This is a genomic window from Variovorax sp. GW823-FHT02B07 (genome assembly GCF_058797695.1).
Genome location: NZ_JBXAJX010000003.1, coordinates 533,886 through 552,912 on the forward strand (window position 1 = coordinate 533,886; position 19,027 = coordinate 552,912).

The following is a 19,027-nucleotide window of genomic DNA, read 5'->3' on the forward strand; positions in this document are numbered from 1 at the left end:
TTGATGGGTGGGAAGCGGTGCCTCGCCGCTCAGTCGACCGACGCGCCCGAGGCCTTGACGATGCCGGCCCACAGCGCGCTTTCCTTCGCGATGAGCGCGGCGTAGTCGGCCGGCCCGCCGAGCAGCGGCACGGCGCCTTCCACGTCCAGGCGCGACTGGAACTCGGCGCCGCCCGCCACCTGCAGCATCTGCGCCGACAGCGTCTTCACGAACGCCTCGGGCGTGCCGCGCGGCGCGAGGATGCCGTAGGTGAGCGTGCTCTCGAAGCCCGCGAGTTCGCGCAGGCCCGACTCGGCCACGGTGGGCACGTCGGGCAGCGACGGCAGGCGCTTCGCACCCGTGACGGCAATGGCGCGCAGCCGCCCGCCCTTGACCAGCGCGAGCGCGGGCGGGATGACGCTGAACATCATCTGCACCTGGCCGCCCGCGAGGTCGGTGAGCGCGGGGTTGGTGCCCTTGTAGGGAATGTGATTGATCTTCGTGCCGGTGCGCTGCGCGAAGAGCTCGCCCGTGAGGTGGCCACCCGTGCCGCTGCCGCTCGAGGCGTAGTCGAGCAGGCCCGGGCGCACCTTGGCCTCCTTGACGAGGTCGGCCACGCTGCGCACCTTCGAGGCGGCAGGCACCACGAGCACGAGCGCGGACGACGCGAACATGGCCACGGGCACGAGGTCCTTGCGGGCGTCGAACTTCAGCCCCTTGTACAGCGCCGGGTTGATCGACACGGTGCCCGTGTGGCCCAGCAGCAGCGTGCTGCCGTCGGGCGTGCTGCGCACCACCTGCTCGGTGCCGAGGTTGCCGCCCGCGCCGGGCTTGTTGTCGACGATGACGCCCGACTTGCGCACCTCGCCCAGGCCCTTGGCCATCTGGCGCGCGAACACGTCGTTGCCGCCGCCGGCCGCGAAGGGCACGACGATGCGGATCGGCTTGGCATCGCTCTGCTGCGCATGCGCCGGCAGGCCCGCTGCTGCCAGCAGACCTAGCAGCAGCTCGCGTCGGGCGAGCGTCATCAGACGCGTTCCAGGATCACGGCAATGCCCTGCCCCACGCCGATGCACATCGTGCACAGCGCGTAGCGGCCGCCGCCCTTGTGCAGCTGGTTCACCGCGGTGGTGGCCAGGCGTGCGCCGCTGGCGCCGAGCGGGTGGCCCAGTGCGATGGCGCCGCCGTTGATGTTCACGCGCGCGTCGTCGTCCTTCAGGCCCAAGAGGCGCAGCACGGCGAGGCCTTGTGCGGCGAAGGCTTCGTTGAGTTCGATGACGTCGATCTGGTCGAGCGTGAGGCCGGTGAGCGCCAGCACCTTCTGCGTGGCGGGCGCCGGGCCGATGCCCATGATGCGCGGCGCGACACCGGCCGTGGCCATGCCGACCACGCGGGCGCGCGGCGTGAGGCCGTGCTTGGCGGCGCTGGCTTCGTCGGCCAGCAGCAGCGCGCAGGCGCCGTCGTTCACGCCGCTGGCATTGCCGGCGGTGACGGTGCCGTCGGGGCGCACGATGGGCTTGAGCTTGGCCAGCGCTTCCAGCGTGGTGTCACGCGGATGCTCGTCCTTGTTGACGATGAGGGCGTCGCCCTTCTTCTGGGGCACGCTCACGGGCACGATCTCGGCGTCGAAGAAACCGGACTTCTGCGAAGCGACGGCGCGCAGCTGCGAGTTGAGCGCCATCAGGTCTTGCGCTTCGCGCTCGATCTTGTAGTCGGTGGCCACGTTCTCGGCCGTCTCGGGCATCGAGTCGACGCCGTACTGCGCCTTCATGAGCTTGTTGATGAAGCGCCAGCCGATGGTGGTGTCGTACACCGCGTTGTTGCGGCTGAAGGCGCTCTCGGCCTTGGGCATGACGAAGGGCGCGCGGCTCATGCTTTCGACGCCGCCGGCAATCATGAGGCCGGCTTCACCGGCGCGGATGGCGCGCGCGGCGGTGCCCAGTGCATCGAGGCCCGAACCGCACAGGCGGTTGATGGTGCCGCCGCCCACTTCGATCGGCAGGCCCGCGAGCAGCGCCGACATGCGCGCGACGTTGCGGTTGTCTTCGCCGGCCTGGTTGGCGCAGCCGTAGAGCACGTCGCTCACGGCCTGCCAGTCGACGTTCTTGTTGCGCTCGATGAGGGCGCGCAGGGGCACGGCGCCGAGGTCGTCGGTGCGCACGCTGCTGAGCGAACCGCCGTAGCGGCCGAAGGGGGTGCGCACGGCGTCGCAGATGAAGGCTTGATTGGTCATGTGAGTTGTCTCTCTGATTACTTGGATGGGATCAGGCGGCGATCGGCAGGCCGACCAGCTTTTCGAGTTCTTCGCGGCTCAGGCCCTCGACGGTGTCGACGAGCTTCAGGCCCTGCGGCGTGCACTCGAGCGTGGCGAGGTCGGAGTACACGCGCTTGACGCAGCCGATGCCGGTGAGCGGATAGGTGCACTCTTGCACCAGCTTGCTCGCGCCCTGCTTGGTGAGCAAATCCATCATGACCCACGTCTGCTTGGCGCCGATGGCCAGGTCCATCGCGCCGCCGACCGCGGGAATGGCGTCTTTCTCGCCCGTGTGCCAGTTGGCGAGGTCGCCGGTGGCCGACACCTGGAACGCGCCGAGCACGCAGATGTCGAGGTGGCCACCGCGCATCATCGCGAAGCTGTCGGAGTGGTGGAAGAACGAACCGCCCGGCAGCAGCGTGACGGGCTGCTTGCCGGCGTTGATGAGGTCGTAGTCTTCTTCGCCGGCCTCGGGCGCGGGGCCCATGCCGAGGATGCCGTTCTCGCTTTGCAGGATGACCTCACGGCCCTGCGGCAGGTGGTTGGCCACCAGCGTGGGCTGGCCGATGCCGAGGTTGACGACGGCGCCGTCGAAGATGTCTTGCGCGACGCGGGCTGCCAGTTGGTCTTTGGTGCGACGGGTGTATGCCATGGTCATGCTGCCTTCTTGAAGCCGCCGGCCTGCGTGGCCACGCGTTCGATGCGCACCACCTGGTGCACGAAGATGCCCGGGGTCACGATGCTCTCGGGGTCGAGGGTGCCGAGTTCGGCGATGTCGTGCACGGTGGCGACGGTCTTCTTCGCGGCCATGGCCATCACCGGGCCGAAGTTGCGCGCGGCCTTGCGGTAGACCAGGTTGCCCCAGCGGTCGCCGCGCTCGGCCTTGATGAGCGCCACGTCGCCGTGGATGGGGTACTCGAGCACGTACTGCACGCCGTCGATCTCGCGCGTTTCGCGGTTGCCGGCCAGTTGCGTGCCGTAGCCCGTGGGGCAGTAGAAGGCGCCGATGCCGGCACCCGCAGCGCGGATGCGCTCGGCGAGGTTGCCCTGGGGCACCAGTTCGAGTTCGATCTTGCCGCTGCGGTACAGGCCGTCGAACACCTGGCTGTCGGCCTGGCGCGGAAAGCTGCAGATGATCTTGCGCACGCGGCCGGCCTTGAGCAGCGCCGCCAGGCCCGTCTCTCCGTTGCCTGCGTTGTTGTTGACGACCGTGAGGTCCTTGGCGCCCTGCTCGACGAGGCCGTCGATGAGTTCGCCTGGAATGCCGGCGGTGCCGAAACCGCCGATGAGCACCGTGGCGCCGTCTTGGATGCCTGCCAGGGCATCGGCGACCGAGCGCGCGATCTTGTTGATCATGAAGCCTGTCTCCGGGAGTGAAGGAAGAAACCGAACGGTGCGAACACCCTGCCGAATTCACGAACCCTCGCAAACCGCAATTTGTTCGCCTAAAGAACTTTTGTTCGTATAATGAATTTTAGAGAGGATCGCTCGCCATGGCAACCCACCCCGTTTCCGCCAGTTCCGCCACCGACACGCCCGCTCCCGGCGACAGCTACGTGCAGTCTTTTGCGCGCGGCCTGCAGGTGATCCGCTCGTTCAGCGCGAGCGCACCGCACCAGACCCTGAGCGAAGTGGCCGCCGGCAGCGGCCTCACGCGTGCGGGGGCGCGGCGCATTCTTCTCACGCTGCAGACGCTGGGCTATGTGGTGACCGACGGCAAGCTCTTCACGCTCACGCCGCGCATCCTCGACCTGGGCTTTGCCTACCTGTCGTCGATGCCGATCTGGAACCGCGCCGAGCCCGTGATGGAGGCGCTGGTGCAGCAGGTGCAGGAGTCGTGCTCGGCCGCCGTGCTCGACGCGACCGACATCGTCTACGTGCTGCGCGTGCCGACGCAGAAGATCATGCGCATCAGCCTGGGCGTGGGCTCGCGGCTGCCGGCGTACTGCACGTCGCTGGGCCGCCTGCTGCTGGCCGACCTGGACGACGACGAGGTGCGCGCGCGGCTCGAGGCCTCGAACCTCGAGGCGCTGACCAAGCACACCGTGACCGACATCGACGCGCTCATGGCCAAGGTGGCCCAGGCGCGCAAGCAGCAGTGGTGCCTGGTGAACCAGGAACTGGAAGAAGGCCTGATCTCCGTGGCCGCGCCCATCGTGAACCGACAGGGCCGCATGGTGGCCGCGCTGAACATCAGCGGGCAGGCGAATCGCACCAGCGCGAAGGTGATGCAGGAGACGATGCTGCCGGCGCTGATCGATGCGGCACGGCAGGTGTCTGCGCTGCTGTAGCCGCAGTGCGATCGCCCTCGCTCCCGCGAGGGCTCAGGCCTCGGAGCGGATGCCCTTCATCAGGATCACGCCGCCCAGGCGCGTGGTGTCGGCGCGCATGCGCTTGGCCAGCGTGTCGGGCGAACCAGGCTGCGCCTGCCAGCCGGTCTTGAGCAGCTCGCCGCTCACCTCGGGCGAACTGATCACCTCGACCAGCGCGGCATTGAGCCTGGCCACCGCCGCCGGCTTCATGCTGACGGGGGCTGCAAGCGCGGTCCAGATCTCGAGGTCGGCGCCACGCACGTCGGCGTCGCGGATCGTCGGCAGCTCGTTGACCAGCGGGCTGCGCTCGGGCGAGGTCACGCCGATGGCCTTGAGCTTGCCCGACTTCACGTGCGGCATCGCCAGGCCGGGCGGCAGCAGCGCCAGCTGGATCTCGCCCGCGAGGATGCCGGCGATCACCTGCGGGTTGCCCGTGTAGGGCTTGTGCTGCGCGGTGATGGCCGCGCGGCTCTTGAGCAGTTCCATGCCCAGGTGGCCCACGGTGCCCACGCCCGGCGTGCCGTACTTGCCGGCGCTGCCCAGGTTGCGCACCCACAGCAGCAGGTCGGCTGCAGACTTGCCCGTGGCGCTGCCCGACACCACCAGCACCAGCGGCGCGGTGCCGATCAGGCCGACGGGGGCGAAGTCTTTCTCGGGGTCGAAGTCGAGCGAGGGGTTCAGCAGCTTGGCGATCGTAAGGTTGCCGTTGATCAGCGCGCCGACGGTGTGGTCGTCCGTGGCCTTGGCCACTTCGGCGGCCACGAGGTTGCCGCTGGCGCCGGGCTTGTTCTCCACCGTCACCGGCTGGCGCAGGAGCTTCGAGAGCGGCTCCGCGATGGCGCGCGCCGCCAGGTCGGGCGAGGCACCGGCCGGAAAGCCCACGAGGATGCGCACGGGCTTGGTTGGCCAGGCGGCATCGCCGCCTGCTGCGCGCTGGGCCCACGAGGCCGGCGTGAACAGCGAGGTGGCAATGGCTGCAGCGCCGCCTTCGAGCAGGCGGCGTTTGGTGATCTTCAAAACGGACTCCGGAGGGTTGGAAAAATCAGGGTAAACACGTGCATTTTGCTTACGAGACGTTACATGATGATGCTGCAGCGCACAAGTTCGGCACAACTGTGAATAGGGCCATCGCAGGGCTCCGTCAGCTTGGTATCCAGAGGTGACGGGCGCATTTACAATGCCTGCCGCATTCCCATTCCCCACCAACGAGGTCTTGTCCGCAATGCCCAAGAGCCCCCGGCCTCGCGCCCGCTTCAGCTTCTCCCCCACCGTGCGCGCCCTGCTTCTGGCCGTTGCGGCCTGCGGCGCCGCGCTTCCCGCGCTGGCCGCGACCGAGCACGAAGAGGTCGACCGCCTGATGCAGTCCGGCAAGCTCGACGAGGCCATGACCAAGGCCGAGGCCTTCCTCAAGGACAAGCCGCGCGATCCGCAGATGCGCTTCCTGAAGGGCGTGATCCAGCTCGACACCGGCAAGCGCACCGAGGCCATCGCCGCCTTCACCCAGCTCACGCAGGATGCGCCCGAGCTGCCCGAGCCGTTCAACAACCTCGCCGTCATCTACGCGAGCCAGAACCAGTTCGACAAGGCCCGCAACGCCCTCGAAAGCGCGATTCGCACCAACCCCAGCTACGCCACCGCCCAGGAAAACCTCGGCGACGTGTACGCGCGGCTGGCCAGCCAGGCCTACAGCAAGGCGCTGCAGCTCGACCAGAACAACACCGCGGTGCAGCCCAAGCTGGCCGTGATCCGCACGCTCTTCACCGCCCCGCCGGCGGCCGGCTCCAAGGGCTCGACGCTCGTGGCTTCGGCCACGACGACGCCCGCACCGGCACCGGCTGCAAAGCCCGCCCCGGCGCCTGCGCCCGCACCGGTTGCCAAGGCACCTGCTCCGGCACCCGTGCCCGCTCCTGCTCCCGTCGCCAAGGCACCGCCTGCGCCCGCGCCGGCGCCTGCCGCCGCGCCTGTTGCGCCGCCCGTCAAGGTGGCCGCAGCCCCCGCGCCGGTTGCCAAGACGCCTGAGCCGGCACCGGCACCAGCCCCTGCTGCAGCCCCGGCTTCCAACGCCGAGATCGAATCCGTCGTGCGCGGCTGGGCCTCGGCCTGGGCCAGCCAGGACATGGACCGCTACCTCGCCGCCTACGGCAGCGACTTCGTGCCCGCCGGCGGCCAGAGCCGCAAGGCCTGGGAAGAAGACCGCCGCGCGCGCATCGTCGGCAAGTCCAGCATCAGCGTGAACCTCGAGAACCTCGCGATCAAGGTCGACGGACAGACCGCCACCGCCAAGTTCCGCCAGGTCTACCGCGCCGACAACCTCAACATCGCGAGCCGTAAGACGCTCGAGCTGCAACGCTCCGGCAACCAGTGGCACATTCGCAAGGAAAGCGTCGGCGGCTAGTGGCAGACATCGTCCGGCACGGCCGGCTTCAGACCCTCCCGTTCCCGCTGCGGAGCGGGAAGCTGCTCGCGGCCTTGACGGCCGCTTCTGCGCTCCTGCTGGCCACGCCCGGCGCCGCGCTCGCAGCCAACAACAGCAACAGCTCCAGCAGCAAGTCGGCCAACGCCAAGACCAGCGGCACCAAGGCCGCCAAGGCGGGCGGCAGCCGTGCGTCTGCCAAGGAAGCCAGGGGCGCCAAAGCCGGTAGCGGCGCCAGCAAGACGCAGCTGCAAGCCAAGGGCAAGCGGTCCGCCGTCGCGGACAACGCCGGCGCCACGCGCCCGGCCCGCAAGACCGCCAGAACCGCCGCGCCGCTGCAGGAAGCCAGCGGCGCCGAGGCCCGCCTGATCGGCGTCTACGAACTGTTCGGCCGCGGCAAGACCCGCGAGGCGCTGGCCAAGGCCCAGACCCTCGTGCGCGACCACCCGAACTTCCAGCTCGCGCAGCTCGTGTACGGCGACCTGCTCGCGGCGCAGGTGCCGCCGTCGAACGCCATGCCCGACACCGCCGGCATCGCGCGCCTGCGCGGCAACCCGGCCATGGTCGAACTGCACGAGGAATCGCGCCGCCGCCTGCAGGCCCTGCGCGAACGCCCGCCCGCCGGCACCGTGCCCTCGCAGTTCCTCACCCTCTCGACCCGCAGCCGCTTCGCCATTGCGGTCGATGCCTCGCGCTCGCGGCTGTACCTGTTCGAGAACTCCGACAAGGGCCTGAAGCTCGTCGCCGACTACTACATCTCCGTCGGCAAGTCGGGCACCGACAAGGCCGTCGAAGGCGACGCGCGCACCCCGCTGGGCGTGTACTACGTCACCAGCAGCCTCGACCCGCGCTCGCTGAAAGACTTCTACGGCGCCGGCGCCCTGCCCATCAACTACCCCAACCCGTACGACGTGCGGCGCGGCAAGACCGGCAGCGGCATCTGGCTGCACGGCACCCCGCCCCAGCAGTTCGCACGGGCGCCGCTGGCCAGCGACGGCTGCGTCGTCATGGCCAACCCCGACCTCAAGCAGCTGCTGCGCAAGGTCCAGATCGGCGCCACCCCCGTCGTCACCGCGCGCAGCCTGCAATGGATTTCGCAGCCGCAGGCCGAAAAAGAAACAAAGAAATTCGCCGATTCAATTACCGCCTGGAAAGACGCGCGCGCCAGCGGCAATGAAGCGCAATTGAAAAAATTCTATTTGCCGGATTTCCAGCGCGCCAGCCGCAAGCCCGTCGACGCCGATGCGGTACTCCGCGATGAATTGACCTACGCACAAGGTAAACGAGTGCAAATCAAGGACACGTCGTACCTGCACTGGCGCGACACCGAGGACACCATGGTCGCCACCTTCGGCGAGGTGTTCGAGGGCGAGAAGAACGGCCGCACCCGCCGCCAGTACTGGCTGCGCCAGGGCGGCGAGTGGAAGCTCTTCCACGAAGAAATCCTCGGCTGAGCCCACATCACCGAAGGGGTCTCGACCCCAAAAGTGTGATTTATTGCCCAAACGGAGCCACCTTGTCGAGTGTTACAAATTGCACTCCTAGGTACCGCGCTACGTAACACGTAACGGGCATGTTCCCGTAACGCTCAACTTTCGGACGTTCCCGCGCCCGTAACGCGCTCCCCTCGTCCATGCCAGCGTGCATGCGGTTTACAGAGGGAAACGAACATCTCCAGACTGTGAATAAGTGACCTTTTCTGCCCCGTTGTGGGGGCCGAACGAGGCTGGCCGCCTTCCTGCTTTACCCCTCCGAGTAGCACATCCGGGACTCGATCCGGCGTGTTTCTCCTGTTGATACACGGAGTTACGCTGTATAACATCCACCGTGCCAGCCTTTGTTAACACTTCCTTTCAGGAGATCACCATGCTTAGTTCTATTACTCGTTTTCTGCGCGATGAAGAAGGTGCTACTGCAATTGAATATGGAATTATTGCGGGGCTGATTTCGGTTGTGATGATCACGGCGATCACCGGTTCCACCGGCATCGGTGCAAAAGTCAAATCTATCTGGGACGGCATCAAGACCGCGATCACCGCCGCCTAAAGGTTTCGGCTCAGCAATGACATCGGTCTTTTTGGTGTGGTTGCTTTTCATCATCGTCTATGACTTCCAGCAGCGTCGCGCCCCCAACTGGCTTGTGCTTGCAGGGGCCGTCGCGGCTCTCGGAGCACTCGCCTTCGGGACGCAGCCGTTCGAGATTGACTGGGCCTTTGCTCTTCTCGGCGCCGGTGTCGGATTCAGCTTCTTATTGCTTTTCTATGCATTTGGTCTCATGGGAGCAGGCGACGTGAAATTCGCTGGCGCCCTGGGGCTGTGGGTCGGCTTGTCGACCCTGGTGCCGATCTGGATCGGGGCCAGCCTAATGGCCGGCGTCCACAGCGTCCTATGGCTCGCCCTCAAGCACTGGCCTTTCTTCCCGCGACTCGCGCTCTTGCTTGCCGGCCCGTCGCGAACACCCGAATCCGGCCCCCCGACACGCCGGCCTCGCATCATTCCCTATGCGGCCTATCTCGCTTTGGCCACAGCGGCATGGATGGCTTGGGGGCGACAGAGCTAGCCACAACTAGCTCTGCCCCGACTCGCAGGCACTTCGAATCTCTTTCATCGTGATCGCTTGCTCCCCTCCTTCAGTTCGCCGCCCATGATCAACCTCACCAAAATCATCGCCGCCGTCCTCGTGCTTCTGGCCCTCGCCCTCGGCGGCTATGCATGGGTTCTCAGCCGCAAGGCACCGCCTCCGCCGCCAGCGGTCGCAAGCGCCGGCGTAGCGCCTGCCAAAGCTTCACAGGCTCAGACGTTCCCCGTAGTCGTCGCCACCAAGCCGCTGCCAGCCGGCCAGGCAATCCCCGCCGATGCGCTGCGCGTGGAACAACTGACGATCAATCCAACGGGGGCCTTCAAAGAGACCGCGCCCCTCGCAGGCCGCGTCCCGGTAATCGACCTGGGCGAAGGCTCGCCCCTGCTCGAAGGCCAACTGGTTTCCGGCCTGGCCTTGCGCATTGCCGAAGGCGAGCGCGCCGTGGCAGTCAAGGCCGACGAGGTCATGGGCGTGGGCAACAAAGTCCAGCCCGGCGACTTCGTCGACGTATTCCTGATGCTGAAGTTCGACGGCAAGGATATCGACCGCAGCCAAGCCCGCCTGCTGCTGTCGCGCAAGCGCGTGCTGGCCTTTGGCAGCGCATCGATCGACGGCCTGCCTTCCAAGACCGACAAGAACGGCAACCCGCAGGCACAGCAACAACAACGCGCCGAAGCCGCGCGCACGGCCGTGCTCGCAGTGCCGGTAGACGACGTCAACCGCCTGACGCTCGCGGAGAACAGCGGCCGCCTGCTGCTGGCGCTGCGCAACCCCACCGACATGTCCGAGCCCGATCCGAAACTTTTCGCCGAATTGCCCACGGCCCTGCAACCAGCATCGCCAAAGCGTGGCGAGGCGCCACGCGCACCGCTCGAAGGCCTGGATCGCGCCCAGGCCGGCCTGACGGCCGCCGATTTCGTGACGGGTGGCAATCCCAACGCCCTGCGCGCGCTCACCGCCGCGGCACGGCCCACCGCAACAGCCACCGGTACCAGCAGCGGCGGCAACCGTGGCGGGCTCCAGGTCGAGGTCATTCGCGGTGACCGCAGCGAAACCGTCCGTTATTGATTGATCAGCGCCACGTCCATGCATGCCTCGCACGAAAAGAACACCATGACGCACCCTCCCCGCGCGAAACCCAAGGCTCCGATCCATGCCCTGCGCCCGACCCTCGTGGCGCTGTGCCTGCTGGCGCCGGGCGCTGGGCTTGTCGTGACCTCGGCGGCCCAGGCGCAAGCCGTCGCCCCAGGCGCACCGATCCCGTTTCGCGTCGATGCCGGCACGCAGAAAGAACTGCTCATTCCCAAGGGCATCGAACGCATGGCCATTGCCGACGAAGCGGTGGCCGGGGTGGCTCTCACCCGCCAGACGCCGAACCTGCCAGCCGCACGCCTCATCGTCACCGGCAGGGCAGCAGGGCGGACCACGCTGATGGTCTGGGAAAAGGGGCAGTCGACCGCCACGGTGTACGCGCTCGAAGTGCGACGCCGCGCGTCCACCGTCACCGGTTCGCTTGGCAGCATGGATGCCCATCAGGAAGCGCGCGATGCGGCCTTGGCGAGCAGCGGAGAAAAATCGGCCCTGATCGATCGTTCCGTCGTGAACGTACGCAGCAACACCGTGCAGGTCGAGGTCAAGATCGTCGAGTTCAACCGCAGTGTGCTCAAGCAGGCCGGTCTCAACATCTTCAGCACCCGAGCCAATTCCAACGGCTTCAGCTTCGGCGTGTTCACGCCCGCGTCTCTCAAGTCAGTGTCATTTGCACCCACGGGTGGGCTCAGCGGGGAATACAACAACCCGCTCGCACAGGCTTTCAGCCTCCTGTTCAACTTCGGCAAAGCGGGCATCGGCCTCAATGTCGGCTTTCTCGAAGGCAACGGCATGGCTCGCGTCCTCGCAGAACCCACGCTCGTGGCGCTGTCGGGCCAGAGCGCAAGTTTTCTCGCGGGTGGCGAATTGCCGGTCCCGGCACCGCAGGGCCTGGGCACCACGAGCATCGAATACAAGCCCTTCGGCATCGGACTGACACTCACCCCCACCGTGCTGTCCAACGAGCGAATCGTGCTCAAGGTCGCGCCCGAGGCAAGCGACCTCGACTACACCAATTCACTCAGCATCGGCGGTGTCGCCGTTCCCGCCATCAGCACGCGCCGCGCCGACACGACCGTCGAACTCGGCGACGGCGAGAGCTTCATCATCGGCGGCTTGGTCAGCCGCACGACCACATCGAATGCAGACAAGGTCCCGCTGCTCGGCGACATCCCCGTCCTGGGTACGTTTTTCAAGCAGACCAAGTACCAGATGAGCGAGAAGGAACTGGTCATTCTGGTCACGCCACATCTCGTGAAACCCATCGCGCGTGGCACGGAGCTTGGCCCTTATCTGCCGGGCGGTGCAGAACAACGCGACGGCCCCGTCTGGCGCGCTCATCTGCTGGGACCGGCATCGGGAACGGCTGTCCCGGGCTTCTCGCGCTGACACGCCTGCGGTGAACGACACCATGAATGCCCCCCGCGACAGCCTTCCCGAGATCGGGGCAGAGACCTATCTCTTCGCCTCGCCGCACGGCAAGCACATCACGTGGCTGACCGATGCACTCGGGCGGCAGGGAACGGTGGTGATGCTGTCCCCCGACGCCAACTCGCTCGATGAGCGAATTGCACTGCTGGGGCCGGCAGCAATCTTCATCGATTTTTCCGGCGACCACGCCGGCACAGCGAGCGAACTCCATCAGCGGCTGAAGCGCGACTGGCCTGCCCTGCCGGTGCTGGCCGCGGGCGTATCCGCCGAACCAGCGTCGATGCTTGCTGCGCTTCGCGCCGGCGTGGACGATTTCATCGACATGAGTGCTCCGGCGACGGACGCGGTCACCACGCTGCGCAAGTTGCTCGATCGCCGTGGCAGCGGCCCACAGGATGGCACACGCGGATACACGCTCGCGCTGCTTGGCGCCCGCTCTGGCATCGGCGTGACGACGCTCGCCACCAGCCTGTCGCTGTTGCTGAACGACCAGCTGTCCCAAGCTGCCAAGCAGGCAGAGCCTCGCAACTCGCGCCAAGGGGTTGCACTGCTCGATCTGGGCCTGCCGTCCCGAGACGGCCTGCTCTATCTCGACACCCAGAGCAGCTTCAGCTTTGTCGATGGCGTTCGCAACCTGCGCCGCCTCGACCAGACACTGCTGCAGACCGCATTGGCTCATCACGCGAGTGGCGTGGCGGTGCTTCCCCTGCCGACCAGCCTCGCGCAGGTACGCGAGATCTCGCACGCGGACTCTGTGGCATTGATCAAACGGCTCTGCGATTTCTTTGACTTCCAGGTGGCCGATCTGGGCGGCTTCTCGACCATCGATTTCGTTGCCCAGACGGTGAAAGCCACCCAACGAAGCCTGGTGGTGTGCGATCAAAGCATCGGCGCCATCGTCTCCACGGCAAACATGCTGAAGGAGCTGCGTGCAAGAGGCGTGGAGACCGAGCGGCTTTCGCTTGTGGTCAACAAGTTCGACCACCAGGTCGGGCTGCCCGCCAAGGACATCGCCGCCCGGCTCGAACTCCCACTGCACCATGTGTTGCCCGCCCGCGGCACACAACTGATGGCCGCCGCCAGCCGCGGCGAAATGCTGGTTCGCACCGCACGCAATGACGCGTATTCGCAGGCCGTCGCCAGCCTGGCCCGCGGCTTGAAGCAGGAATACATGCCCGATCCGGGCCATGCCCCGACCAGGGAGTCCGGTTGGGCGGCGCGGATATCGCAGCTCGTCGGGCTCCGGAAGAGCTCTAGTGAAGGTTGAATCTCTCATGTCCACCGACCTCGAATTTGCCGACGACGATCAGACGTTCATCAACTCCCAACAGTTCCAGGACATCAAGAGTTGGACGCACGACCATCTCCTGAGTCGCATCGAAGAACTCGGAGCAGAGTTCGGTCGCTGGTCGCGGGCATCCATCCAGCAGTTCGTCGAACTGGAGGTCGACAGCTTTGTGCGCCTGCGCCGCGTGCCGATCAACGACCGCGAGATGCAGCTCATCGCCGATGCGCTGACGAAGGAGCTGGCAGGTTTCGGCCCGCTGGAAGACTTGCTCAACGACCCGGCCGTCGAGGACATCCTGATCAACGGCTACCAGAATGTGTACGTGTCCCGCCACGGCATGCTGGAGCGCGAAACCGTTCGCTTTGCCGACTCGGAGCATGTGATGCGCATCGTGCGCCGCATCCTCGCGCCGCTTGGCCGCCGGCTCGACGAATCCAACCCGATGGTCGATGCGCGCTTGCCGGACGGTGGCCGCATCAACGTGATCATCGAGCCTTTGGCGATCGACGGTCTGTCGGTGTCGATCCGAAAATTCAGGAAGGAACCGCTCACACCGGCCGACCTCGTGAAGCTCGGCACCTTCGACGCCGGCATGGCGCAACTCCTGGAGATTGCCGTCCGCGCCCGTTGCAACATCCTCGTGAGCGGCGGCACCAGTTCCGGCAAGACCTCGCTGCTCAACGCACTCGCGAGCTTCATCCCGGCGAGAGAGCGCGTCATCACCATCGAAGACACGGCCGAACTCTCGCTTGGAACGAGCCATGTCGTGCGCCTCGAAAGCCGTCCGGGTGGCTTCGACGGTGCCGGTGTGGTGTCCATCCGCGATCTGCTGCGCAACAGCCTGCGCATGCGTCCCGACCGGATCATCGTGGGTGAGGTCCGCGGCGCCGAAGTGATCGAGATGATGCAGGCGATGAACACGGGTCACGAAGGCTCGATGGGCACGATCCACGCCAGCTCACCGCGCGAATGCCTGTACCGCCTCGAGATGCTGGCGGGCTTTGCTGGCTATCAGGGCAGTGAGGTCAGCTTGCGCAGACAAATCGCCAATGCCATCGATTTCATCGTCCAGATTGGTCGACTGTCGAACGGCCAGCGACGCATCATCTCCCTGAGCGAAGTCACTGGTGTCAATGACAACGTCGTGGCGATGCAGGAGCTCTACCGTTACGAGCCGATTGCATCGCCCGACGGCGAGGAGCGCGATCGTTGGGTTTCGCTGGGCATTGCACCGCACTCTCCAAAAATCGCACGGTTCCGGCAGTCACTTGCGCGAGCACAGCAAGGAGACCAGCGTGCGTGAAGGCCTGCTGATCCTCGCCTGTATCGCGCTGCTCTTCGCCGCGGCGGGGCTGCTGCTGTGGCAATGGGCAAAAAAGCGCCAGGTACGGCAAGCAGCAGAGCGCCATCTGAACCAGCAGATCCAGGCCAGCACCGCGGCACCCATGCCGGTCGCCGCGCCATTGCGGGACTCGCCTGGCGCAGGTCTCACGATGGGCGTCATGACTGACCCCTGGCTGGAGGCGGAGGCCAACGCAGCAACTGCCGCAACACCTTCCGGACTGATCGAAAAAGCCCTGCCTGGCTGGCTGGTGGGTGTGATCTCCCCCCGGATGGTGGTCTTGGGCGTATCAGCCATCGCTCTTCTTTCCAGCTCGGCGGGGCTCTTCGGCGGCTGGATCGCGGGGCTGAGTGCACTCGGCATGCTGGTACTTTTGGCAATCTTTGCAATCTGGCTTCTGTTGCAGAAATCTCGCCGGAAGCTGATCGGCCAGATGCCAGCCTACATTGACGCAATGGTGCGGCTGATCACCATCGGCAATTCCACGCAGGCGGCTTTTCAACTGGCCATCGCCACCACCGAGGCTCCGCTACGAGGTCATCTGGAACGCTCTGCATCATTGGTACGGGCAGGCTTGGACCTCGACCGCGCCCTGCATCAAACGGCGAGCAATGTCCGCATCGAGGAGATGTACCTGCTGGCTTCCATCCTCGGATTGGGCGTGCGCTACGGGGGCCGTTCCGACCTTCTTCTGGAGCGCGTGGCGAACTTCATGCGCGACCGTGAACAAGCGGAGGACGAACTCTCCGCCATGTCGTCGGAAACCCGGCTTTCCGCCTGGATTCTCGGTCTGCTCCCGGTAGGCGTGGCGACCTTCTTCATTCTGACCAATCCCAGCTATTTCATGGATATGTGGAACGACGACACGGGCCGCAACACGATCCTCCTTGCAGCAGGCTTCCAATTGTTTGGAGCGGCGCTCCTGTACCGCTTGGCGAGGCTGACATGACGTTCACATTCAACCAGTTGGCGATCTTGAGTCTCGCGTTGCTGGCCTTGGGGTTGATGGCGGGAGCTGGCGCGCTGATTGCAGCCGAGCTTCGACGAGCACGCAGTGGGCAGGTCATTGGGAGGGCGATCGACCAAGCAGGAAAGACGCCTGCCCCTTCAGCAACCTCCGCCGAGACGGATGAGTTGTTCAGCGCGCCCAAGCCCGACATCGACCTCCCGTTTCACTGGCTCGACTCGCGCTTCGGCCGGGCGCTGGTGGCTGACGAAGACCGGAATCTCATCGATCAATGCGGTCTTTCTTCCAAACGAGCCCAGTTGATCTTTCTTGTGACACGGGTTGCGCTTGCGTTCATCTTTCCCATCCTCGTGCATGTGCTGTGGAGCGAAGGGCACACGCAGCGCACGGTCGTCATTGGTCTCGCTGTGGCCTTCGTCTTCGGCTTCATGACACCCAAATGGGTGCTCGCGCGCTTTGCCGCCATGCGGCGCGAGCGCGTGAACCAGGAATTGCCCTTGTTCATTGACCTGCTTCGACTCCTCCAGGGTGTCGGCCTGAGCCTCGACCAGAGCCTTCAAATCATGGCCAGTGACTTCTCGCATGTGCTGCGCGTGCTCGGCTATGAGCTGAACCTGGCCAACAACCAATACAGCCGTGGTCGCAGCCGGGAGCACTCTCTGCATCGTCTTGCGACCTTGCACAAGAACGAGAACCTTCGCGGACTCGTGTCCCTTCTGGTGCAGGTAGACAAGCACGGCGGTGCCGTGCAGGAGCCCTTGCGAATCTTCAGCGATCGACTGCGCGAACACCGTCGCTCGGAAATGAAAGAGCGCATCGGAAAGATCACCGTCAAGATGACCGCAGTCATGGTGACCACACTTCTGCCGGCGCTGATGATCGTCACGGGGGGACCGGCCTTCCTAGCGATCTATCGTTCATTGGGAGAGGCCGCCAAATGAAAAAACCAGTCCGTTCCGTGGCCTTGCAGCACGCACGCTCGCTTCCTTTTGCGATCGTCGTCATGGCGCTTGCCGTCTCCGGTTGCGCGGGGATGAAGGACCAATACGCCGCCAGCACAGACGCGCAACAGCGCGCGGCCGCCGAAGTCGCTGCCGACACCAAGGCCGGAGCGACTGTCGATACACAAGCCACTTACCTGAAACTCGTTGACCAGATGCAGAGGGAAGACCTGTGGTTTGCATCACTCGCGCACATCGACGCGCTCGAGCAACGCTGGGGGATATCGCCGGAATCCACACGTGTGCGCGCTGATGCATTGCGCCAGACAGGTCAGGCCATCCCTGCGGAAACCGCCTACAAGCGCTTGCTTGGAACGTCACTGGAAAGCGCCGGCTACCGCGGCCTGGGACTTCTCGCGGGCTCGCGCGGAAACTATGCAGAGGCAGTCCAGTTGCTGACACAAGCGCAGCGTCGCAGCCCGACCGATGCACTTCTATTGAGCGACCTGGGCTACGCGAACCTGCGCGCCGGTCGACTCGAAGACGCACGCCTTCCCCTCATGCAAGCCCTGCAATTGCGCCCCGACAGCGCGCAGGCGCAGGCCAACCTTGCACTCTATTTCGAAGCGACCAACCAGCAGGATCAGGCACGCGCCCTGATGGATGCGAACCGCATGTCCGAAGCGACGCGGCGTGCAGTGCGCGAAGCGGCACTGCAGATTCGCATGCCGGGTGGATCTGTCGAACCTGCGGCTCTCCTTGGCTCAGCCTCAATGCCAGTCGCGGCATCGACAGCTTCCCGCACAGAAACCGTGGCCGCGCCCTTGGCGCTCAAACGAGCGCGCTGGTCCGGTGCGAACAACCCTCCTGAAATCGCTAACCGCTTGAATACGGCAGCCACCTCGGCCACCGAGACGCCTCTTTCACTGAACTCGACCTCACGAGGTACGCCATGAACTTCCCATCTGCCAATCGCGACGCCTCCCGTTCCATCGGGGCGATGACAGCCACAGCCTTCTTCCTTGTAAGCATGTCTTCCTTTGCGCAAGGGAGCGCAACGGATGCGAAGGCAACGACGGCCACTACCTCGAACGCGCCGAAGGCTTCTAGCGCTTCACCTGCTGGCGTGCAGTCCACACAAGATCAGCCCTCGCCACAGCCTCAGGTGGCCGAGCCAGAAGAATTCGATCCGTCATCCATGCAGATCGGTGAGGCGACACAAGGCCTGCTTGCATGGCAGCGCAGCGGGGAAATTGCATCGCCCACGCCTCGCACCATTGCAGGCAACGTCGCCGGCCGGAGCTATGACCGCTACATCAAGAGCTTCGAGCATCCAATCCCCGAGCGCCTCGGCTCGACGGTGACGAACACTACGAACGGCGCGAGCGGCGCGACCTCGAAGGCTCAATAGACAACGCGCGTTCTCTTGCCACGCAGGAAAAACATCGCGATGAAAAAACGCAGACTCACTCAGTCCCGACACGCCCAGAACGGCGTGTACGCGATCGAGTTCGCGTTCGTGTTTCTGATCGTCTTCGCGATGCTCTATGCCGTGTTCTGCTATGGCCTCCTTCTGACGATGCGAATGAGCTTGCAAAACGCTGCGGAAGATGGTGCTCGGGCCGGATTGCGATATCAAAGCAATCTCGACAACCGGAAGACGGAAGCCAGTACCGTTGCGACGCAGCGCAGCAACTGGTTGCCTCCAGCGTTGAAAGCGAATCGGGCTGTAGCTGCAACCATCTGCGTTGCCGGAGGAGACGATTGCCCACCAGCATCGCCTGCTTGTGGTCCCACCTGGAGCAGCCGCTGCCAGATGGTCGTGACTGTGTCAGTCAGCGGTATCAACACGTTGTTTCCCGCATTCCCAAGCTTTGCAATGCCCAGTCAGATCGCAGGCAAAGCCAGCATGTTGCTCGACGGAAGGCCGCTATGAAATTCGTCCTGCGGAAATCGAAGCAAATGCCCGTCCATATGCAGCGAGGCGTTGCTGCGATCGAGTTTGCGCTCGTCTTCAGCGTTCTGTTTTTTAGCATTTATGGCCTCGTGACGTTCTGCGGCGTGCTCTACGTCCAGCAGGTGGTCTCTCGTGCGGCGGAGGATGGGGCAAGAGCGGCGCAATTGGTTGGCAAGAACATCGCCTCCGCCGATTTGCAAGCGAACATCAAAACAGCCATCTATCGGTCTTTGGCCCTTTCCATGATCACTCCTGTCGCTGCAGGCAGCACGCCGGCGTCCAAAGAGACCTGGCTTCGAACAGCGATGGCCGACACCCCGCCTATCGTCGATCTTCCGCCCGGAGAGGTCGAAGTGAAGGTTTCTTATCCCTATCGCGCCAATCCGCTCGTGCCACCGCTCCCACTTACCGGAAGCTGGATGCCTGATCGCCTGTCCGGCAAAGCCAGAGCAACCAGATAGGTTCTCTTCTTA

General features: G+C 65.2%; 20 protein-coding genes. 15 read left to right on the forward strand and 5 right to left on the reverse strand.

Annotation, left to right across the window (positions count from 1 at the left end; genetic code table 11):
• Nucleotides 1-29 precede the first annotated feature (29 nt).
• The 4 genes from AC1RGU_RS20295 to AC1RGU_RS20310 are packed head-to-tail and all read right to left on the reverse strand — an operon-like array spanning nt 30 to nt 3,589.
• Complete coding sequence (locus AC1RGU_RS20295) at nt 30-1,007, reverse strand: Bug family tripartite tricarboxylate transporter substrate binding protein (RefSeq protein WP_492697621.1); 978 nt, start codon at nt 1,005-1,007, stop codon at nt 30-32.
• Nucleotides 1,007-2,212 carry a 3-oxoadipyl-CoA thiolase gene (gene pcaF, locus AC1RGU_RS20300; protein ID WP_492697623.1) on the reverse strand — a complete coding sequence of 402 codons (1,206 nt, stop codon included), beginning with the start codon at nt 2,210-2,212 and terminating at the stop codon, nt 1,007-1,009. Before pcaF ends, AC1RGU_RS20295 begins: the two co-directional genes overlap by 1 nt.
• A 31-nt stretch (nt 2,213-2,243) precedes the next feature.
• Nucleotides 2,244-2,891, reverse strand: a complete 648-nt coding sequence (locus AC1RGU_RS20305) for a 3-oxoacid CoA-transferase subunit B (RefSeq protein WP_095746742.1) — start codon at nt 2,889-2,891, stop codon at nt 2,244-2,246.
• Nucleotides 2,888-3,589, reverse strand: coding sequence for a 3-oxoacid CoA-transferase subunit A (locus AC1RGU_RS20310; RefSeq protein ID WP_369630106.1), 702 nt, complete (start codon nt 3,587-3,589; stop codon nt 2,888-2,890). The genes AC1RGU_RS20305 and AC1RGU_RS20310 overlap by 4 nt, the downstream gene beginning before the upstream one ends.
• A gap of 137 nt (nt 3,590-3,726) precedes the next feature.
• On the opposite strand from AC1RGU_RS20310, the gene AC1RGU_RS20315 reads away from it, so the two are divergent.
• A complete protein-coding gene (locus AC1RGU_RS20315) occupies nt 3,727-4,524 on the forward strand; it encodes an IclR family transcriptional regulator domain-containing protein (RefSeq protein WP_492697626.1) in 798 nt (265 codons plus the stop codon).
• A 33-nt stretch (nt 4,525-4,557) separates the two neighbouring features.
• Here the strand turns inward: AC1RGU_RS20315 and AC1RGU_RS20320 are convergent, their stop codons facing one another.
• A complete protein-coding gene (locus AC1RGU_RS20320) occupies nt 4,558-5,562 on the reverse strand; it encodes a Bug family tripartite tricarboxylate transporter substrate binding protein (protein WP_492697628.1) in 1,005 nt (334 codons plus the stop codon).
• 205 nt (nt 5,563-5,767) lie between these two features.
• On the opposite strand from AC1RGU_RS20320, the gene AC1RGU_RS20325 reads away from it, so the two are divergent.
• The 14 genes from AC1RGU_RS20325 (at nt 5,768) to AC1RGU_RS20390 (ending at nt 19,015) form a co-directional block, all read left to right on the forward strand.
• Nucleotides 5,768-6,940, forward strand: coding sequence for a nuclear transport factor 2 family protein (locus AC1RGU_RS20325; protein WP_492697630.1), 1,173 nt, complete (start codon nt 5,768-5,770; stop codon nt 6,938-6,940).
• Complete coding sequence (locus tag AC1RGU_RS20330) at nt 6,907-8,412, forward strand: L,D-transpeptidase family protein (RefSeq protein ID WP_492697632.1); 1,506 nt, start codon at nt 6,907-6,909, stop codon at nt 8,410-8,412. The genes AC1RGU_RS20325 and AC1RGU_RS20330 overlap by 34 nt, the downstream gene beginning before the upstream one ends.
• Nucleotides 8,413-8,824: 412 nt before the next feature.
• Nucleotides 8,825-9,004 (forward strand): Flp family type IVb pilin, encoded by a 180-nt coding sequence (locus AC1RGU_RS20335; RefSeq protein WP_354344792.1) that lies wholly within the window; start codon nt 8,825-8,827, stop codon nt 9,002-9,004.
• Between the two features lie 16 nt (nt 9,005-9,020).
• Complete coding sequence (locus AC1RGU_RS20340) at nt 9,021-9,518, forward strand: A24 family peptidase (protein WP_492697634.1); 498 nt, start codon at nt 9,021-9,023, stop codon at nt 9,516-9,518.
• An 84-nt stretch (nt 9,519-9,602) separates the two neighbouring features.
• Entirely contained in the window at nt 9,603-10,607 is a 1,005-nt protein-coding gene (gene cpaB, locus AC1RGU_RS20345; protein ID WP_492697636.1) for a Flp pilus assembly protein CpaB, read from the forward strand.
• A gap of 90 nt (nt 10,608-10,697) precedes the next feature.
• Nucleotides 10,698-12,017: a type II and III secretion system protein family protein gene (locus AC1RGU_RS20350; RefSeq protein WP_492697743.1), complete on the forward strand. Its 1,320-nt coding sequence runs from the start codon at nt 10,698-10,700 to the stop codon at nt 12,015-12,017.
• 10 nt (nt 12,018-12,027) lie between these two features.
• The gene (locus tag AC1RGU_RS20355; protein ID WP_492697638.1) at nt 12,028-13,326 is read left to right on the forward strand and encodes a CpaE/TadZ family protein; all 1,299 of its coding nucleotides are present in this window, start codon (nt 12,028-12,030) and stop codon (nt 13,324-13,326) included.
• A 7-nt stretch (nt 13,327-13,333) separates the two neighbouring features.
• Nucleotides 13,334-14,650, forward strand: a complete 1,317-nt coding sequence (locus tag AC1RGU_RS20360; RefSeq protein ID WP_062479689.1) for a TadA family conjugal transfer-associated ATPase — start codon at nt 13,334-13,336, stop codon at nt 14,648-14,650.
• Complete coding sequence (locus tag AC1RGU_RS20365; RefSeq protein ID WP_492697640.1) at nt 14,643-15,638, forward strand: type II secretion system F family protein; 996 nt, start codon at nt 14,643-14,645, stop codon at nt 15,636-15,638. The genes AC1RGU_RS20360 and AC1RGU_RS20365 overlap by 8 nt, the downstream gene beginning before the upstream one ends.
• Nucleotides 15,635-16,597, forward strand: coding sequence for a type II secretion system F family protein (locus AC1RGU_RS20370; RefSeq protein ID WP_492697642.1), 963 nt, complete (start codon nt 15,635-15,637; stop codon nt 16,595-16,597). The genes AC1RGU_RS20365 and AC1RGU_RS20370 overlap by 4 nt, the downstream gene beginning before the upstream one ends.
• A complete protein-coding gene (locus AC1RGU_RS20375) occupies nt 16,594-17,553 on the forward strand; it encodes a tetratricopeptide repeat protein (RefSeq protein ID WP_492697644.1) in 960 nt (319 codons plus the stop codon). The genes AC1RGU_RS20370 and AC1RGU_RS20375 overlap by 4 nt, the downstream gene beginning before the upstream one ends.
• The gene (locus AC1RGU_RS20380) at nt 17,550-18,008 is read left to right on the forward strand and encodes a DUF3613 domain-containing protein (protein WP_492697646.1); all 459 of its coding nucleotides are present in this window, start codon (nt 17,550-17,552) and stop codon (nt 18,006-18,008) included. Before AC1RGU_RS20375 ends, AC1RGU_RS20380 begins: the two co-directional genes overlap by 4 nt.
• A gap of 39 nt (nt 18,009-18,047) precedes the next feature.
• Nucleotides 18,048-18,533: a TadE/TadG family type IV pilus assembly protein gene (locus AC1RGU_RS20385; protein ID WP_354344513.1), complete on the forward strand. Its 486-nt coding sequence runs from the start codon at nt 18,048-18,050 to the stop codon at nt 18,531-18,533.
• Nucleotides 18,530-19,015: a TadE/TadG family type IV pilus assembly protein gene (locus AC1RGU_RS20390; protein ID WP_354344515.1), complete on the forward strand. Its 486-nt coding sequence runs from the start codon at nt 18,530-18,532 to the stop codon at nt 19,013-19,015. Before AC1RGU_RS20385 ends, AC1RGU_RS20390 begins: the two co-directional genes overlap by 4 nt.
• The last annotated feature ends 12 nt before the right edge of the window (nt 19,016-19,027 follow it).

What these genes read in the sequence shown, in the direction of transcription:
- AC1RGU_RS20325 (WP_492697630.1), top strand. Translation starts at nt 5,768, where the DNA reads ATGCCCAAGAGCCCCCGGCCTCGCGCCCGCTTCAGCTTCTCCCCCACC.
- AC1RGU_RS20375 (WP_492697644.1), top strand. Translation starts at nt 16,594, where the DNA reads ATGAAAAAACCAGTCCGTTCCGTGGCCTTGCAGCACGCACGCTCGCTT.
- AC1RGU_RS20390 (WP_354344515.1), top strand. Translation starts at nt 18,530, where the DNA reads ATGAAATTCGTCCTGCGGAAATCGAAGCAAATGCCCGTCCATATGCAG.
- AC1RGU_RS20380 (WP_492697646.1), top strand. Translation starts at nt 17,550, where the DNA reads ATGAACTTCCCATCTGCCAATCGCGACGCCTCCCGTTCCATCGGGGCG.
- AC1RGU_RS20360 (WP_062479689.1), top strand. Translation starts at nt 13,334, where the DNA reads ATGTCCACCGACCTCGAATTTGCCGACGACGATCAGACGTTCATCAAC.
- AC1RGU_RS20335 (WP_354344792.1), top strand. Translation starts at nt 8,825, where the DNA reads ATGCTTAGTTCTATTACTCGTTTTCTGCGCGATGAAGAAGGTGCTACT.
- AC1RGU_RS20305 (WP_095746742.1), bottom strand. Translation starts at nt 2,891, where the DNA reads ATGACCATGGCATACACCCGTCGCACCAAAGACCAACTGGCAGCCCGC.
- AC1RGU_RS20295 (WP_492697621.1), bottom strand. Translation starts at nt 1,007, where the DNA reads ATGACGCTCGCCCGACGCGAGCTGCTGCTAGGTCTGCTGGCAGCAGCG.
- AC1RGU_RS20370 (WP_492697642.1), top strand. Translation starts at nt 15,635, where the DNA reads ATGACGTTCACATTCAACCAGTTGGCGATCTTGAGTCTCGCGTTGCTG.
- AC1RGU_RS20340 (WP_492697634.1), top strand. Translation starts at nt 9,021, where the DNA reads ATGACATCGGTCTTTTTGGTGTGGTTGCTTTTCATCATCGTCTATGAC.
- AC1RGU_RS20315 (WP_492697626.1), top strand. Translation starts at nt 3,727, where the DNA reads ATGGCAACCCACCCCGTTTCCGCCAGTTCCGCCACCGACACGCCCGCT.
- pcaF (WP_492697623.1), bottom strand. Translation starts at nt 2,212, where the DNA reads ATGACCAATCAAGCCTTCATCTGCGACGCCGTGCGCACCCCCTTCGGC.
- cpaB (WP_492697636.1), top strand. Translation starts at nt 9,603, where the DNA reads ATGATCAACCTCACCAAAATCATCGCCGCCGTCCTCGTGCTTCTGGCC.
- AC1RGU_RS20385 (WP_354344513.1), top strand. Translation starts at nt 18,048, where the DNA reads ATGAAAAAACGCAGACTCACTCAGTCCCGACACGCCCAGAACGGCGTG.
- AC1RGU_RS20310 (WP_369630106.1), bottom strand. Translation starts at nt 3,589, where the DNA reads ATGATCAACAAGATCGCGCGCTCGGTCGCCGATGCCCTGGCAGGCATC.